The sequence below is a fragment of the Streptomyces sp. NPDC057565 genome (genome assembly GCF_042801455.1).
GTDB lineage: Bacteria > Actinomycetota > Actinomycetes > Streptomycetales > Streptomycetaceae > Streptomyces > Streptomyces yanii.
Window position 1 is genome coordinate 48480 of sequence record NZ_JBHVFU010000023.1, and the last position, 17524, is coordinate 66003.

General features: G+C 70.4%; 10 protein-coding genes, 1 tRNA gene and 1 pseudogene. 10 read left to right on the forward strand and 2 right to left on the reverse strand.

Features of this window, described 5'->3' with window-relative positions; all coding sequences use genetic code 11:
* Positions 1-337: 337 nt before the first annotated feature.
* Positions 338-922 (reverse strand): hypothetical protein, encoded by a 585-nt coding sequence (locus tag ACFU8W_RS30740; protein ID WP_384043943.1) that lies wholly within the window; start codon positions 920-922, stop codon positions 338-340.
* Between the two features lie 1634 nt (positions 923-2556).
* Between ACFU8W_RS30740 and ACFU8W_RS30745 the strand changes: the two genes are divergently transcribed.
* From ACFU8W_RS30745 to bla, 5 genes are all read left to right on the forward strand, one after another.
* Positions 2557-2748: a hypothetical protein gene (locus tag ACFU8W_RS30745; RefSeq protein ID WP_384043946.1), complete on the forward strand. Its 192-nt coding sequence runs from the start codon at positions 2557-2559 to the stop codon at positions 2746-2748.
* 1358 nt (positions 2749-4106) lie between these two features.
* Complete coding sequence (locus ACFU8W_RS30750; RefSeq protein WP_384044062.1) at positions 4107-4562, forward strand: transglycosylase SLT domain-containing protein; 456 nt, start codon at positions 4107-4109, stop codon at positions 4560-4562.
* A gap of 662 nt (positions 4563-5224) precedes the next feature.
* Complete coding sequence (locus ACFU8W_RS30755; protein ID WP_384043948.1) at positions 5225-5638, forward strand: hypothetical protein; 414 nt, start codon at positions 5225-5227, stop codon at positions 5636-5638.
* A gap of 34 nt (positions 5639-5672) precedes the next feature.
* On the forward strand, positions 5673-5834 hold the full coding sequence (locus ACFU8W_RS30760) for a hypothetical protein (RefSeq protein ID WP_384043951.1): 162 nt from the start codon (positions 5673-5675) through the stop codon (positions 5832-5834).
* A gap of 177 nt (positions 5835-6011) precedes the next feature.
* Positions 6012-6950 carry a class A beta-lactamase gene (gene bla, locus ACFU8W_RS30765; protein ID WP_384044065.1) on the forward strand — a complete coding sequence of 313 codons (939 nt, stop codon included), beginning with the start codon at positions 6012-6014 and terminating at the stop codon, positions 6948-6950.
* Positions 6951-7146: 196 nt separating this feature from the next.
* Here the strand turns inward: bla and ACFU8W_RS30770 are convergent.
* Positions 7147-7223: transfer RNA gene (locus tag ACFU8W_RS30770), tRNA-Trp, on the reverse strand.
* A 1472-nt stretch (positions 7224-8695) separates the two neighbouring features.
* On the opposite strand from ACFU8W_RS30770, the gene ACFU8W_RS30775 reads away from it, so the two are divergent.
* From ACFU8W_RS30775 to ACFU8W_RS30795, 5 genes and pseudogenes are all read left to right on the forward strand, one after another.
* The gene (locus ACFU8W_RS30775; protein WP_384043954.1) at positions 8696-9901 is read left to right on the forward strand and encodes an MFS transporter; all 1206 of its coding nucleotides are present in this window, start codon (positions 8696-8698) and stop codon (positions 9899-9901) included.
* A gap of 341 nt (positions 9902-10242) precedes the next feature.
* On the forward strand, positions 10243-12621 hold the full coding sequence (locus tag ACFU8W_RS30780) for an FUSC family protein (RefSeq protein WP_384043957.1): 2379 nt from the start codon (positions 10243-10245) through the stop codon (positions 12619-12621).
* Between the two features lie 1317 nt (positions 12622-13938).
* On the forward strand, positions 13939-14790 hold the full coding sequence (locus tag ACFU8W_RS30785; protein ID WP_384044068.1) for a hypothetical protein: 852 nt from the start codon (positions 13939-13941) through the stop codon (positions 14788-14790).
* Positions 14751-15139, forward strand: a pseudogene (locus tag ACFU8W_RS30790) (transposase); the annotation flags it as partial. The gene ACFU8W_RS30785 and the pseudogene ACFU8W_RS30790, both read left to right, overlap by 40 nt.
* Before the next feature lie 207 nt (positions 15140-15346).
* Complete coding sequence (locus ACFU8W_RS30795; RefSeq protein ID WP_384043960.1) at positions 15347-16891, forward strand: FMN-binding glutamate synthase family protein; 1545 nt, start codon at positions 15347-15349, stop codon at positions 16889-16891.
* Positions 16892-17524: the final 633 nt, after the last annotated feature.

Here is a 17524-nt window from a genome sequence, read left to right on the forward strand (position 1 = left end):
TGGGCCCCCCCCCCCCCGGGGGGGTTCATCTATACCTACCCGCCCACCCCTTGGGGGGGCGGGGGGGGGGGGGGGTTGTTACGGGTCAACAACCCCCCCCGCCTCCTGCCCCGGAAGGCGGATCCGCCAACTGGCCGACAGTCGTTCGACGTCGCAGGGTGCCGACTACGGCGGCATGCGGGGCGCTCGGTGAACGCCGGGCATGGCGCAGCCGGTGCGGGAGGTTTGGGGGGTGTGCCGAGGGATGCCCCCGCATGCCGGAAACCCCGGCCCTATTCCGACGGGCCGGAGTTTCCGTATGCTGCGGAGGATATTTACCACCGGTCGTAGTGGTTGCTCACCACTCCTTGTCGTAGTGGTCCCGGACCACCCGGAAGCTGCCCACGACACCGTTTTTGACGAACACGCCGCCACGGACGTGGTGACGGGTGAAGACACCGTTGCTGGTGCTCCAGGGACCGACCGTCGCAACCGGGGAACCGTTGTCGCAGGTCGCCCCGCGGAAGAACTCAACAGTCCGGCGGCTGTCGTTACGGACGTTGAAGCTCCGGGCACCCAGACCGCTCACCACCGTGATGCAGCCATCCTCACCACGAGCCGAGTAAGAGCGCTCGTTGATGAAGATCCGGCCCTCCTCCTTGTAGCGGAAACCACCACGCTCGTTGCCGCCACGGTTGCCGCCACCGCCGCCACCGCCGTAGCCGCCCTCGTTCCCCTTGCCCCCGTTGCCGGCGTTGCCACCGCCTTCACCACCGAGCGGAGCCGCGTCGGGGGCGGCCTGCTGAGCAGCCGGGGCGGCTTGCTGGACGGACGGGGCAGCAGCCGGGGCGGATCCGGCGGCCGAGGCGTAGGTGATGCCGGTAGTGGCGATGACCGCAGCGCCCACTGCGGCAGCGGTCACGGCGACAGTACGCGTCTTCATGTCACTTCTCCCTTGTCTCTGAGGGTCGGCCGGGCAACCGGCCTGTGACGAACGTACTTATGGCGCCTTTAGCTGGCATCTCGGACGTATCACCAGGGGGCCGACCGGGTGTACGCACGCCCCGCACCGCCCGCCGATCGCCACATGACACGCCGTCAATACGTGTGAAAGTAAGCTTATTTGGTACACGATTAGGCCTTCTGGGCGACTTGATGACGCCCGATCACCCTGTCGGCAGCATGTCGCCCGGCCCCGCACACCGAAAAACCTCGCCCGCCGCCCTGAACAGCCGTCACCGGCACCCCACCCCACCACCCCGGCCGCCACAGCGCGTGCGCCCGGATGCGGGCCGGCCCTTGCCGGCGCGGTGGACGACCGTGGCGACGCCGGGCGGGGTGACGGCGGCGGCCGTCGTCGCGGTCATCCGGTTCGGTCCGGCGCCTCGGAGCCATGGGCGCCGCGGTTGAACGTTTGCACGCGTGGAATTCCCGCGCGGCACCGACTCCCCTCTGCCCGGATGGTGCCTGTCCTGTCTCATCGGAGTCTTTTGCTCCTGAAGCGATGGCCCGGCCTTGCCGAGGACAACGACACTTGGTCCCGGTCGGCCGGGACACAGGCCGAAGAGGCCTTTGGCCCGCGGATCCGCCTGCCGGTGCACTGGAGCATGGCCGTGGAAGCACCGGCCCATGCGGCTCGGGTCGCCACGCCGACGGGCGCCCCCTCCTGGCCGCAGGCGCGGGAGCTTCGACCGCAACGCCGCGGCACCGGCCGGTCTTCGGTGAGACCGGTCAAGGACCGGCGCGACAAGGCACCCGGCCCCGGCCGGAGGTGACACCGGCACTCATCCAAAGACCCCGGGGGGCGCAGTGACGCAGGCAGTGACGCAGGCAGTCGCACCTGCGGTTCGAGCCGTGACAGGTCACCGCCCCTTGACCGCACGCCAAAGACGGGTCCCGGTCCGGAACCGATGGGCGAACCCGTCGAACGACGGCGCGCAGCAGAAGTTCGCGGCCCTCTCCTGTGCATCGTCGGGGCCGTTCTCCGTCTCCTGCCCGTCACGCCGGCGCGGAGCACGTAACAACCAGTCTGCTGTACTGATCATCGGCGCGTCGCGACGGAGTCTGGTGCCCGACCAGCTGCGCGCGGTTCAAGCTCCTCCTTGACTTCGGATTCGGAGTTCCCAGAACGATCGAACCAAGGAGCACTTACATGCGTCCTGTCCACAGGACACGGGCCCGGATGAGATCTCAGCCCCGACAAGGCCGGTAGGTGGCCGACGGCACGATCGCCGCACTCACGCTGGTCCTGACTACCGGGGTGAGCAGCACGGCTGCGGCGGCCCGGGCCCCTGGTGCACCCTCGATCGCCTCTGGCCCGGGGGACGGTGGAGGCGACAACTGCAAGCACAGGCCACATGACGACAAAGGCAAGGACCGCTGCCGGAGGGGTCCGACCGGCCCTAAGGGCCCCCAGGCCCTCAGGGTGAGCCGGGTCCGGCCGGACAAGAGGGACCGCAGGGCGAGCCGGGCACACCTGGTGCACAAGGCAGGCAGGGTGAGCGGGGCCCTAGCGGTACCGCCGACCTCACCCAATGGCAGGGACCCCTCGTAAATGCGCCTGCGGGCGGGATTCATGTGGAGAGTACAGCCGTCTGCCCTGCGGGCCAGACGGCTGTCTCCGGCGGGTGGGGCTCGGGCTACGGAGTTGTGCCGGGTGCCTCTCTCCAGACCACCACCCATACCTTCGGCGACAGCTGGACCGTCGCCTTCGACAATCCCACCGACGACGTCCTTGGCGGAGCGGCGTTCACGTACTGCGCTGCCTGATGGCGTGGCGATACGCAGCACAGTTTCCGGTGTGCGTGCGGGCTGCAGCGAGGGCCGGTCCACCCCATTCCTCGCTGCTCCCCTTTCTCCTTGCGTGCGGTACCCCGCCGGCCGGCGGTCCCTGGCCGATCTCGCCTTCACGTGGCCGGCTCCGTCGGGTCCAGCTCGAACGGTGTGCGTGCACAACCGTTCCCTGGCCCGCTGATGCTCACGGCCGGACCGGCGAACTCCTGCGGGAGGGGCTGCGCGGCGTCGTGCGTGGCGGGGCCGGTTCTTTCGAACAGGGATCGCCAGCGGCTCGTGCCCTTCTTCCGTCCGGGCGCCCGCCCCGGGCCAGGACCTCACGTACCTGTGGCGACCAGCTGCTCATCCTGGGCCCCGGTTCCTCATCGAGGGGTGGAATCCGATCACCTCGGCGCGGTCTGGCGCCGGCGGGCAGTGCGTGACCGCTCCACAGAGCCAGAACCGAAACTCGTGAACAATCCGATGCCGCGTCAGCGGTGAGTGACTCCCGGACCGCTGTCGAGGTGCTGCTCGATCTCGTGGCCGAAGCCAGGTGCACCGGACCGGCAGCTCCTCAGCCCCGGGGCCTGCGGTGGCCCTGCCGGGGCGGGGCGGCCATCGCCTGGCGGGTGCGGGGGCCGTGCCCACCCAAGACGGGAGGCGGGCCGATGCCGGCGGTGGCCCGGGTGGCCACTGACGGTGCTCGTTGGGTCCACCCGCCGCCCGGGCCGGCTTTCGGTGGTGCAGGTCCAGGCGGCGGCGCGAACAGCTGACGCAACCGCACGGGCCACCGCAGTCCCCCGGGCCCTGCGGCACACCGATATCCGCCCGCCCCTCCCACCCGGGCTTCACAGGCCTCCCCCGGCCAAGCCCGTTCGCACGGCCACGCGACACCGGATCAGCCCTGTTGCACGGGGGTGGCACGCGCCGCGCGCCGCCCCCCTTCATGCGTCGCCACCCGGTCGGTCACACGCCGGCCGCCCGGTCGGGATTCCCCTCGGATTCGCGCCGGCAATCACCACACCCCCATCAATACAGTGCGCTTATTCGGCATTACCGTGAGCGAATAGGGCGTCCTTTATATGACGCAGACCACGTGACCCGCGCCACTCTTGTGCCGATTTGAGGCATTTGCCGTGTGGGGTGGGCCACGTGACGGCCGTCACTCCGTAGCCGGATAGTAGACCCACGGGGACCCTGCCCGCAGCCTCGACGGCACTTCTCCCGGTCATTTCCGGCACCCAGTACGAATCCTTTTAGTAAAAGGGGGGCATTGACCCGGGATTTCTCCTCGATTAACAATTCTTGGCATCACCCCCCGACGGAAGAGGAATTACCGAATGCAGTTCACCGCGATGTCCACGAAGTTCGCCCGCATGACCAAGACCAAGAAGCTCTCGATGGGCATGCTCGCCGCCGGCGCCGCAGTCGTGGCCGGCACCGTCGCAGGCGCCCCGGCCGCCTCGGCCGCCACCCCCACCCAGTCCGGCGGCGGCAACGTCGACGCCTGGATCAACGAGTCGCTCAAGGTCATGCGCGCGAAGGGCATCCCGGGAACCTACGACGGCATCAAGCGCAACCTGATGCGCGAGTCCTCCGGCAACCCCAACGCCATCAACAACTGGGACTCCAACGCCACCAAGGGCATCCCGTCCAAGGGCCTGCTCCAGGTCATCGACCCCACGTTCAACACGTACCACGTCAACGGCACCTCCAAGAACATCTACGACCCGGTCGCCAACATCACCGCCGCAGCCAACTACGCCGCCCACCGCTACGGCTCGATCGACAACGTCAACTCGGCCTACTGACCATCGGCCCACCGACACGACGTGCCGACCGCACAGCCGAACCCGGTCAGGACCTGCCCGGGCCCGGCCACACGAACCCGCCCCCGGTTGCCCAGTCAGACCTGGGGGTCGGCCCTCGAAACAGGCCGGCCGGGCGGACCACTGCAGGCGCAGTGTTCGTGACCGGCCTGCCGGTGGCAGCGTTCCCGCATCCACCGGCGGCGCATCCTGCACTGTGCGGCGCGCAGACGCATCGTGGCCGCGGTCGAGACGGCCCGGCCCCGCGCCGCTTCCGGGAAGAGCTGTGCCGCAGTACCAACGCCCCCGCCGGACGCTGCCCGGTGCTGTTGCGGTGGAGGCAGCAGACGGTGGTGTCAAAGCACCCCACGAGCAGCCCGGGCGGCAGGCTGCGCGGTGTGTCCGAGCCGGACGCCGAGACGTGCTGGTGTACTGCGCAGATGCCGCCCCGGCACTTTCGCAGCCCTTCTTGACCACCGCCGCATCCACTGCGCGGCCTTCGCCGTGACCGCACTCGCACTGCCGCCCCGCAGGAAGGCGCTCAGCGCGCGCGCCTGACACACCACCAGACCAGTCGGCCCCGCAACCGCGGCGGCCGGCTTCGCTGTTCCTCAACCGCCCCGCCCGGCCACCGCGTCCACGCGGTCACGGTGTGCACGGCGGTCATGCGCCGTGCACCGGCGTCATTCGAGGGCGTTTTACGCCGCTTCCCCAGGGACAAGGACGGCTGGCGCTGGGATGCCACCGCGCACGATCCGGCCACCCGCGTGCGCATCCAGGAGGTCGGGCACGTCAAGGTGCACCAGCACCGGCCGGTGGCCGGCAGGGTCAAGACGGTCCCGGTCGAGCGCGAGGACCGTAAGCGGTTCGTCGTACTGACCGCCGAACAGGCCGCACCCGATCCGCTGCCCACGACCGGCAGTGTGGCCGGCATCGACCTGGGCACAGCCGCAAAGAACCGGCCCACCCAGGACACGTTCCACTGCACCGTGTGCGGCCACACCGCGCACGCCGACACAGTGGGCACCCCGAACGCTCTACGGGCCGGCCCGGCCCGTCGCAAAGCCCAACCGGCATAGCAGCCCCCCCTTTCAGGGGTGGAGGAGTCACGCGGTGGCTGATCTCAGCGAGTGTCTGCGGTCGCTGCCCGCGGCTTGGGCGAGCACCCGGCAGCTGACCGCGGCTGCCCCCGTTCAGCTCACGCCCAGGCCCCGTCAGCGCCGCCGGGATCTGTCGTCGCACGTCCCCTCCATCGGTGTGCTGCAAGGGTGGTGACGGCCGTTCGGCAAAGTTCGGCGGTCTTGTCGCAGCAAGGGGCGGGCGTGAGCCACTGCTGCGAGCGGCCCACGGCCAAAGGCGTCGGGCAGCGGTCGGTGCGGTCATCGCCACCAGGCCGGGCAGGAGCTGATGTCATGACGGACGTCCTGCCGTACGAAGGAAAGGCACATGGCTGTGCGATCCATCGGAGCCCGCGCGACCCGCCGAACAGTCCTGGCCGCCCTGGCCGCCGGGGCCGGTGCCGGGGCAGCTCCCGCCGCCGTATCCCCGCCGCCCCTCGCGCCCACCGCCCTCGCCGCGCCCGGCGCGGCGGCCCACGTCACCGGGCAGTTGCGCACCCTGGAGCGAGAGCACTCCGCCCGGCTCGGCGCGTACGCCCATGACACCGCCACAAACCGCACGGTGGTGTACCGGGCGGACGAGCACTTCCCGATGTGCTCCCTGTTCAAGACCATCGGCGCGGCCGCGGTCCTTCGCGATCTGGACCGCGGCGGCGAGTTCCTGGCCCGCCGTATCCACTACACCGCGCAGTACGTGAAGGCCTGCGGCCACTCGCCGATCACCGGCACGTCCGAGAACCTCTCCCGCGGGATGACGGTCGCCGACCTGTGCAGGTACTCCATCACACACAGCGACAACACCGCGGCCAACCTCCTGCTCCGAGAACTGGGCGGCCCCACCGCCGTCACCCGCCTGTGCCGCTTTGTCGGCGACCCGGTCACCCGCCTCGACCGGTGGGAGCCCGAGCTGAACTCGGCGGAGCCATGGCGCAAGACGGACACCACGACACCTCGCGCGATCGGGCGGACCTACGCCCGCCTCGTCCTGGGCGACGCGCTCGTCCCCCGCGACCGCCGGCTGCTGACCGGCTGGCTGCTCGCCAACACCACCAGCGGTGAACGCTTCCGCGCCGGGGTTCCCGCCGGCTGGACCGTCGCCGACAAGACCGGCGGCGGCAGCTACGGCGGCAACAACGACGCCGGCGTCGCCTGGCCCCCCGGCCGGCCGCCGGTCGTCCTGGCCGTCATGACCACCAAGCCCGGCCGGGACGCCCCCGCCGACAACCTGCTGGTCGCCAAGACGGCCGGCGTTCTGGCCGCGGCCCTGAGCTGACCACCGGCAGCGGCATTCGGGGGCAGGCCAGCACGATGTGCCCGAGCGATACGGTTCCCGGGCCGGTCCGCGCCCATCGCCGGGCGGCCCGCCGTATCCGGACCGCGGTCGTCCCGGCCGTATCCGGACCGCGGCCGCGGTCCCGGACCGTGGGCCAGGGCCGGGGGCGGGGGCGGGGGCGGGGGGCCCTGAACGGTGGCAGGGGTGGCAGGAATCGAACCTGCGGCATCCGGTTTTGGAGACCGGCGCTCTGGCCATCTGAGCTACACCCCTTCGGTGTGCGTCAGCCTGTCATACCCGGCGAGCGAGGCTCCACACAATTTTTCGCGGTCGGTCACCGGGCGCGAACAGAAGGACGGCTTCGGCCGCACCGACCGCGTCGAGTGCGGGTGCGCTCCGCGAAGGCCTCCACGTCAACCTGACGCATCGCCCGGTACCCGGCTCGCACGCCGGAGCAATCGCACAAGGCCGTAACCCTTTTCGCCCGCGCCGTGCACGCGCAGCACCTCACACACGTACGCGGCCCGGCGCGGCACTCGGCCCGGCACGCACCAACCAGGAAGTGGCCCCGGCATCCCGGCTCCTGAGCGCCCGCAACTCCTCAGCACCCGCAAGGTCCGCGGAGGCAGGACGAAGCCGCGGCAAGGCAGCCCCCCTTCCTTTTTCTTTTCACCCGGCACCGGGCACCGGGCACCGGTGAGCGCAGAAGGTGCGGGCCGGTCCGGCGACAATCACCGGGGGGCGGGCCCTGAGAGCACCGCCGGCACGTGCGGTGACGGCCCGGCTGCCGGACCTCATCGGCGCTGCCGGCCAGTCGTGCTCGTACCCGCACGGCTGCGTCGGCAGCATCGCAGCCCTGCGCGGCAGCCACCGCGCACACAGGCGCTCCGCACAACGGCGGCCCGCCCGGTCGACGTGCGAAGGGCTCCCGGGCGGGCTTCCGCTTCCATGCTGCCCCCGAGCCCCGCCGCTCGGGTGCGGCCGCGCGGCAAGCGGGGCCGAATGAGGTCGGAGCTGCCGCACAGTCGGGTGACACCGAAGGCCGTCAAGCCTCCAGTCCGGCGGTCTCGACGGTGGGCTGCAGGCACGGCCCGAAGGAGGTGGCCGCCCACTCCCCCCGCGTACCGGCAGCAGGCCCCCCGGGGGCGCGGGGCCGCGGGAAGCCGCCGGGCGAGATCCGGGCCGGTTCCAGGCGGGGCCCGGGTCCGGCAGTGACCGCGCCGGGCGACGTCGCCGCGCGGTGTTCACAAACGCCTGCCCGGCCCGGGCAGGGCCCCGGCCAGCAGGGCCCCGGCCGGCGGGAGGCGTCCGTCCCGGCCGGGGTCGTGTTCCGGGCTGCGACGGGCCCGACTGCCCTGGCCGGGCCGACACCGCCGCACGGCCGGGGGCGTTGGGCAGGGGCCGCAGGAAGACCAAGAGGACCCGGGGGCCGGAGGCGGACGCGGAGGCAACCGCCGACGAAGCGGCTGCAGGCGCAGACGATCCGAAGCCGCCGCCCGGGGTCCGTTTTGCTCTTGTTCCTGCCCCCGGCTCGTGCTGGTGGCCTGCGTTTACAGGTCCACGAAGGCACCCGGCCGCCGCGGCATGACCTGCAGGGCCTCACGGGCCGGCAGCAGGGATGCCGCAGGCTCTGCCGTGTGCTGATGACTCTTGCGCATCGGCCCGCCCCCGGGCGAAGCCAACGCCTGTGCCCGCCCCCGGGCGAAGCCAACGCCTGTGCCCGCCCCCGATGCCTATGGTGAGTTGTGATCAACCAGGACACGGACCGTCAGCAGAGCACTGTGCGCCCCGGCTACCTGGCCGCGGCCGGTGTGTTCGCGGTCGGGATGATGGGCACGACCCTGCCGACACCGCTGTACGGGCTCTACCGTGAACAGATCGGTTTTTCCGAACTGATCGTCACCGTGGTTTTCGCCGTCTACGCCATCGGGGTGATCGCCGCCCTGCTCCTGGCCGGCGGCTTCTCCGATGTTCTCGGCCGCCGCCCGGTCCTGCTGTGCGCGCTGGGACTGGCCGCGCTGAGCGCGGTGTGCTTCCTGCTGGCGGACGGGCTGCCGCTGCTGTTCACGGGCCGTGTCCTGTCGGGGCTGTCGGCCGGACTGCTCAGCGGTACGGGCACCGCCGCCGTGCTGGAACTGGCACCCGCCGGGCGCAGTGCCCGCGCAGGATTCGCGGCGACCGCGGCCAACATGGGCGGCCTGGGACTCGGCCCCCTGGTCGCGGGGGCCCTGGCCCAGTACGCGCCGTGGCCGCTGCGGCTGCCGTTCCTGACCCACCTGGCGCTCCTGACGGCCGCAGTGGCCGTCACCTCGCTGCTGCCCGAGACCGTGCACCACAGCGGCGCCAGGCCCCCACTGCGGCCGCAGGGCATGGTCGTCCCCGCCGAAGTACGCGGTGTGTTCGCGCCCTCCGCACTCGCCGCCTTCGCCGGATTCTCGCTGCTCGGCCTGTTCACCGCGGTCGCACCGGCCTTCCTCACCCAGACCCTGGGCGTGCACGACCTGGCCGTGTCCGGCGCCGTCGTCTTCTGCGTCTTCTGCGCCTCGGCCTGCGGGCAGTTACTGATCGGCCCCGTCGGCACACGCAACGCCCTGCCCATCGGCTGCCTGATGCTGGTGGCCGGGCTCCTCGTGGTGGGATCGTCGCTGCTGCTGGCGTCGTTGCCGGTCCTCCTCGTGGGCGCCGTGACCGGCGGCACCGGCCAGGGCCTGGCCTTCCGGGCGGGCCTGAGCGTGGTGAGCACAGCGGCTCCCAGCACCCACAGGGGCGCCACCATCTCGGCATTCTTCGTCGTCGCGTACACGGGAATCTCGGTGCCCGTCATCGGGATCGGCGCACTGGCGGCGGCACTGGGACTGCGCAACGCAGGCCTGGTGTTCACCAGCTGCGTGATACTGCTGGCCGCCACGGCAGGCGGCTACCTGTGGCGGCATCCACCCCCACACACCTGAGCACCCACCCCCACCCAGCACCCCCGGCCCCGCCCAGCACCCACGCCCAGCACCCCCGGCCCCACCCAGCACACCCGGCCCCACCCAGCACACCCGGCCCCGCCCGGCACACCCGGCCCCGCCCAGCACCCACGCCCAGCACCCCCGGCCCCACCCAGCACACCCGGCCCCGCCCGGCACACCCGGCCCCGCCCGGCACACCCCCGCCGGGCACCCCCGGCCCCTGCCGGGCGGCGGCAGGCAACACCAGGACGCGAGTGCGCCGCCCCCGCCCGCACCCGTGCGACGGTCCGGGGCGGATGTGATCCTGGAACCAGGACGAGCGGGCAGGGGTGCCGGCCATGGGCCCTGAGGAGGACACCAACAGCGCCACAGCCCGGGCACACCGGCGCCCCGGCCCCACGCTGCGCCGGGCCGCCACCGCACTGCGGCACGGCACCGGCACCACGGCCTGCGCGGGCCGACGGGCCGCCCGGGTCACACTCGCAGCCGTCGCCGCCTTCTACATCGGCCTGTACGGCCTGCACGACCCCGTCACCGCCACGTACGCGCTGTTCGCAGCAGTGGCGATGGCCGGCCTGTCCCGCATCCCCGGCACCGGACACCAGCGCGCCGCCGTCGTGATCCAGGTGCTCCCCGCCGGCTGGATCCTCGTGACGGCCGGAACCCTGCTCGCGGTACACACCTGGGCCGCGGTGGCGGGAATGCTGGTGATCGGGTTCCTGCTCTCGTTCGCGGCGGTGGCCGGCCCACGGCTGGCCGGGGCCGCACCCGGCCTGCAACTGCTGTACATCCTGCCGTGCTTCCCCCCGTACGCACCCCAGACACTGGGAGAACGGCTGGGCGGCATGACACTGGGCATCGTGCTGCTCGTACTCGCCGAGAGTCTGCTGCTGCCCGACCCGCCCACCACCTCCTACCGGACCCTGTCGGCCGACGCGGCCCAGACCGCCGCACGCAGCGCGACCGAGCTGACCCACCCCCCATGGACGATATCGGCCAAGACCCGCACAGCAGCACGGTCCGCAGGAGATGCCCTGCACCCCTTCCACGTACCGGAATCAGAGCGTCCGGCCGGACCGGGGCCACAGGAGCGGGCGCTCGCCCACACCGGCATGGCCGCCCGAGTCCTCCTGGCCCGCCTGCAGGAGATGCCCCGCCCGGGCCCCGGGCAACCGCACCCCCAGTCCCTGGCACTGCTGCGCGAAATCGCCACGTCGGCCCGGCACACCGCCGCCGCGCTGCGCACCGGCCGCCCGGCCGGCCCCGGACAACTGCAAGACGCCCTGGCCGTGTACCGGCACCTGCGCACGGTCCCCGCGCACGGCACGACGCCCGAAACCACCACCGCGGTGATGCACCGTCAGGCCATGCTCCTGCAGGCAGCCTACGCCGCAGCGACGCTCACCACCGCCGCCGACCTCGCCCTGGGACGGCGCCCCGGGCCCACCGAGACCAAGGACGGCAGCTTCTGGTACGCGGGACACAGCACGGCCCGCCTGTGGGCGCACCGGCTCACCGGGCACCTGAGCCCCCGCTCGGTGTACTTCCAAAACGCAGTACGCATCAGCCTGGCCCTGGCAGCCGCCCGTACCGTGGCCGGCGCCGACACCCTGCCCCACGGATTCTGGGCCATGCTCGCCACACTCACCCTGATCCGCACCACAGCCGCACAGACAAGCACAGTCGTACGCCAGGCCCTGGCCGGTGCACTGCTGGGCGCCCTCGCTGCCGCCGCACTCCTGGTGTTCGCAGGAGGAAACACCACCGCCTACGCCGTGACACTGCCCGTGATCATGCTGGCCACATTCTGGATCGGGCCGACACACGGCGCCGGGTGGGCCCAGGGCCTGTTCACCCTGGTCGTGTCCACCGTCTTCGCCCAGCTCGCGCCCGCCACATGGCATCTGGCCGAGTCCCGCTTCCTCGACGTCGTCACCGGCAGCATGATCGGCCTGGCGTTCGGACTGCTCGCCTGGCCACGAGGCGCCCAGGAAGAACTGCGCCGAGACATCGCCGCCCTCCTGCACGCCATCGGCGCGACCATCACCTCGACCACATCAGCCCTGACCCAAGGCCCAGCACAGCAGAACAGCCAAACCCGGCTGCAACACACCCTGACACTCGCGGAATCCTCGTTCGCGCAGTACCAGAGCGAACCGCACCGGCCCGGCACACCAGCAACAGACTGGCAAGCAACCCTGATAACCGGGCACCACGCCCTACGCGGCTCCAGACGCCTACTGGAAACAGAAAACCCCACCACAACCAGATCACCGACCCCCGCACACCAGACAAAACTGGCCCGGGACGGCAACAAGCTGGCCAGGCAGTACGAACGAGCCGGCACCCTCCTAACAAGCACACCACCACCACCACCGTCACCACCACCACCACCACCGCCACCGCCGCCACCGCCGCCACCACCGCCACCGCCGCCACCACCGCCACCGTCGCCACCACCGCCGCCGCCGTCACCGCCGCCGTCACCGCCGTCACCGCCGCCGTCACCGCCGTCGCCGCCGTCGCCACCGCCACCGCCGTCGTCGTGCCGCCCCGGACCCGGCAGGACCACAGACACCCAGCCACACAACACCCAGCCCCCACCCGTCTACTACGACGCCGAAGCATGGCTGCAGGCACTGGCCACAGACCTGGACCACATCACCGAAACCACCACCACAGCCACAACCAAACCACCCCCCAAAAACAAAGACTGACCCAGCCACCAACACCCCCCCTCACGCCCGCCCCGACCTCACCCACCCAGCCACAGAACCAGCACCAGCACCCCCGCCACAGAACCAGCACCACGGACGCGGACGCGGAACCAACGCCGACAGCACCCCCGCAGAACCAGCACCCCCGCCACAGCCACAGAACCAGCACCACGGCCCCGGAACCGCCACCCCCGCCACGGAACCAGCACCCCGGACGCGGAACCAGCACCGGCACCCCCGCCACGGAACCAGTCCCCGGCCACAGCCACAGAACCAGCACCACGGCCCCGGAACCGCCACCCCGGACGCGGAACCAGCACCACGGCCACGGAACCAGCACCACGGCCCCGGAACCGCCACCCCGGACGCGGAACCAGCACCGGCACCCCCGCCACGGAACCAGTCCCCGGCCACGGATCCGGTACCCCGCCCGCGGACCCGGGACCAGACCGCAGGTCCCGGCAGAACGGTGACCCCGGCCCCGGGCAAGCCCGGCACGCTCACCAAAACAGTCCACACCGGATACCGCACCGGCCGCGCCGGATACCCAGGAACAGACCACCAAAGCCGCTGACACACGAATTCACCCCACGGCCAAAACACCGCACGAATTCACCCCACGGCCAAAACACCGCACGAATTCGCCCCACGGCCAAAACACCGCACGAAAGGGGACCGCAGGTCCAGGCCCCTGCCACCGGGGCGATCCCCTGCCCCCGGCCGGCTGCCCTGCGCCTGCAACGGAAAAACTGCACCATCTTGGCCGTAAGCGCATCCCTGCGGCCGCCCGGCCACCGCCGGGACCACCCGGCCACCACCACCGGGCACCTCGGCCCGCAGGCCCTCGAACAAGGCCCGCAAGACCCTAGCCGACCGGGTCCGCCCAGCGCGACACGCGGGGGACTCGGCAAACACTTAGTATGGCCGAGCAGGTGTTATAGGACACCGGGCGTGGCCCACACACGCAGTACGGCCGCCCGGGACCGGACATCCGCCACGATATGCCCCCATGCCGGAAACCCCGGCCCGATTCCGACGGGCCGGGATTTCCATGGGATACAGACGGCCCAGCTACCACCCGTCGCGGTAACTGTCGACGACACGGAAGCCGCCCACGACACCGTTGCGGACGAACACGCCCCCACGGACGAAACGAGTGAAGACACCACTGCCGCCACTTTAGGGACCGACCCTCGCGACCGGGGAACCCTTGTCACAGATCGCCCCACGGAAAACCCCAACAGTCTCCCGGCTGTCGTTACGGACATTGAAACTCCGCGAACCCAGACCACTCACCACGGTGATACAACCGTCCGTATGAGCAGAGCACGTCCGCTCGTTGAAATGAATCCGCCCCTCCCCGTAACCGTACCCACCCCCACAACCACCCCCATCACCACCACCGTAGCCACCGCCATAACCACCCCCGCAATCACCGCCCCCGCTGTCACCACCATCACCACCGCCGCCACCACCATCACCGCCGTCATCACGACCGTTGCCACCACCCCCGTAGCCACCGCCATTGCCACCCCCGTAGCCACGACCATTGCCACCGCCCACATCACCAAAGGCAACCGCGGCAGGAACGGCCTGCCGGACAAACGGAGCAACCCGGACGGCCCCGGCAGCCGAAACGTAGGTGACACCAGTGCCGGCAAGGACCACTGCACCCACCACGGCAACAGCCACGGCAACAGCCACGGCAACGGTACGCGCGCTCACATCACCACTCCCTGCCCCAAAGACACCACCGGCCGAACAACCGACCCGAGACAAACGTACCGACGACCCCAATACCCGTCATATCCGAAAAACCAAACGCGTGACCCCACAGAACCGACCGGGCGAACACACCACACCCACCACACCACCACCCGACAAACCATCAAAACACAAAACAACAAACACACCTGGCACACCATCAACCCCACCCTGAACAACACACCACAACCACCCCCATCAACCCCACCCCACCCACCACACCGAACAACCACCCCCACCACCCCAAACCCCACCCACCACCCACCCCCTGAACAACCATCACCGAAAACCCAAAAGCCTTGGAGCCGTGGGAAGATCCGCGTCACCGCACGCAACTGCCGTCCCTGGCCTTCTTACTCGCCTCCAGACAAGCTGGCGATGCGCTCGCCTTCACCGATGTCATGACGCGCCTGCGCGTTCCTCGACCGCGGGGACGGCCCCGGACCGGGCCGGTCGTGGTCCTGACCGGTAAGGCGTACTCCCCCCGCGCCATCCGCGACCATCTGCGCAAGCGCGGTATTCGCGCGGTGATCCCAATCTCGACCGACCATAAACGCCACCGCTTGCGTCGCGGCAGCTGGGGCGGCGGGCCACCGGGCTTCGACCGGGAAACCCGCAAGCAGCGCAACACCGTCGAGCGATGTATCACCGCCTGCAGCAGTGGCGAGGCATCGCCACCCGTTACGAGAAGACCGCGACCATCTGTCCGGCCGCACTCCACATCGCAGGCATCTTCCTCTGGTCTTCCCGCTGATCCGCACGAAACGGCCTAGAGGATGCCAGCTGCGCGGCCGGACTCACGCACCCTGACCCGCCCGCCCATCCGCGCGACCTCTAATATCATCTGGCGTTTCGTCGTCGGACGCCGATGCCTGCCTGGCCGTGTCCGCCGCCCAACGCCTACGACGTCCGCCGCACAGCGATGGAGTCGGGTATCGAGCAGTCGAGGAGAGGAACGTTCATGCGCGCTCGGAGCATCGGTGCGGCCGCCGCAACAGCATTGGCCCTGGTGGCTGCCCGCGACCTCGTCCAGAAGAAGCACGCACTGCTCAGAAACTTCCCCGTGATCGGGCACGCCCGGTACCTGTTGGAGACGATCGGGCCGGAGCTGCGGCAGTACGTCGTAACGTCCAACGAGGAAGAGCGCCCGTTCAGCCGTGACCAGCGCACCTGGATCTATGCGTCGGCGAAGGAAGAGAACAACTACTTCGGGTTCGGAACCGACGTAGACGTCGAGCACGTGCAAGGGCACGCGTACGTGAAGCAGCGCACGTTCGCCGGCACGCTGCCCGACCTGCACGACCCACAGGCCCCGCTGCCCTCGGCCAAGGTGCTGGGAGGCCCGCGCGGGCGCGCCAAGGCGTTCCGGCCGGCGAGCGTCGTGAACATCTCGGCGATGAGCTTCGGATCGCTGTCCGGCGCGGCCGTCACGGCGCTCAACAAGGGCGCGGCGCTGGCCGGCACGATGCAGAACACGGGCGAGGGCGGCCTCTCGCAGTACCACCGCAACGGCGGTGACCTCGTCCTCCAGATCGGGACGTCGTACTTCGGTTGCCGCAGCGAGGACGGCACCTTCAACCTCGACAAGCTCAAGGACGTGGTCGCCGGCGCCCCGGTCAAGGCGATAGAGATCAAGCTCTCCCAGGGTGCCAAGCCGGGGCTCGGTGGGATGCTGCCGGGCGCGAAGGTGACCCCCGAGATCGCCAAGATCCGCGGCATCCCGGCCGGCAAGGACTGCGCCTCCCCCTCTCGGCACACCGCGTTCCACGACGTCGACTCGATGCTCGACTTCGTGGAGCTGCTCGCTACCGAGACCGGTCTGCCGGTCGGGATCAAGAGCGCTGTGGGGGAGATGAGCTTCTGGCAGGAGCTGGCCACGCTGATGGCGCGTGGTGATCGTGGGGTCGACTTCGTGACCATCGACGGAGGCGAGGGTGGCACCGGGGCGGCCCCTCTGATCTTCACCGACTCGGTGTCGCTGCCGTTCCGGATGGGCTTCTCCCGCGTCTACAGCACGTTCGCCGAGCGGGGTCTGACCGACGACCTCACCTTCATCGGCTCCGGCAAGCTCGGCCTGCCCGAGAACGCCGCCGTCGCCTTCGCCCTGGGTGTCGACATGATCAACGTCGCCCGCGAGGCAATGCTGTCCATCGGCTGCATCCAGGCGCAGAAATGCCACACCGACAAGTGCCCCACCGGCATCGCCACCCAGGACCCGTGGCTGGTGCGCGGCGTCGACGCGCCCTCGAAGGCCACCCGGGCCGCTGTCTACCTGCGCACCCTGCGTAAGGAGCTGCTGAAGGTCTCGGGAGCTGTCGGCGTCGCCCACCCGGCACTCATCACCGCCACCGACATCGAGATCATGAACGGCGACTACGAGGCCCGCACCCTGGCGAGCGTGTACGGCTACAAGGACGGCTGGGGCGAGCTCGGCCCGGAGCTCGCCAAGGAGATCACCGCACTGCTCACCACCAATCCGACACCTCTCCAGAAGCCGGCCGGCTGATGCGTGACGAGTTGCCGGTGGGTAGCCGGGTAGCTAATGGCTCGTCACGCAGCCTTGGCCGGGTAATCAACGGTGTCAGTGATCGCGGCTACGGTTCCCGGTCATGGGGTTCTCGGGGTCTTTCATCGTGGCGCGATCTGGCCTGCCGCTGACGGAGTTGGCGGCAATACGCGCCTCGGGCTGTGTGCCGTTCTGGTGGGCACGTGATGGCGAGTGGCAGATCCTACAAGCGTGCCCTATCGCGGATCCGGACCCTTCGATCATCCGCGAGACGCGTGCTTCTGTCCTGGTCTCTCACGTGGTCGACAGCGACTTCGCGACAGTTCAGGCAGCGAGTCCCGCTGGCCTGTCATGGCAATGTGCTTTGTCGCCGAAGATGGCGCGGGGTTACGGACTGCCCGGTGAGTGGATCGGTGATTCGGTCGAAGTAGGTGAGCGAGCTGCGGCCTGGGCTGGAGGGGCTGGCCTTCAGCCGGACCCGGTGGCCCTCAGGGCTGCCCTGGTGGCTGAGTGTGATCCGCTGGCGGAGGAATTGGTCTTCGCGCTCGTTCACGCCGTAGGGTTCCGGTTCCGTGACGGGGTCGACCTGGAACCGCCAGCCGTGTAATTGGGGCGCCCGGCCGCAAACTGTGC

Excerpts from the sequence above, each read along its gene's own strand:
- ACFU8W_RS30750 (WP_384044062.1), top strand. The coding sequence starts at position 4,107 with ATGTCCACGAAGTTCGCCCGCATGACCAAGACCAAGAAGCTCTCGATG.
- ACFU8W_RS30755 (WP_384043948.1), top strand. The coding sequence starts at position 5,225 with ATGCGCCGTGCACCGGCGTCATTCGAGGGCGTTTTACGCCGCTTCCCC.
- ACFU8W_RS30740 (WP_384043943.1), bottom strand. The coding sequence starts at position 922 with ATGAAGACGCGTACTGTCGCCGTGACCGCTGCCGCAGTGGGCGCTGCG.
- ACFU8W_RS30785 (WP_384044068.1), top strand. The coding sequence starts at position 13,939 with ATGAGCAGAGCACGTCCGCTCGTTGAAATGAATCCGCCCCTCCCCGTA.
- ACFU8W_RS30780 (WP_384043957.1), top strand. The coding sequence starts at position 10,243 with ATGGGCCCTGAGGAGGACACCAACAGCGCCACAGCCCGGGCACACCGG.
- ACFU8W_RS30795 (WP_384043960.1), top strand. The coding sequence starts at position 15,347 with ATGCGCGCTCGGAGCATCGGTGCGGCCGCCGCAACAGCATTGGCCCTG.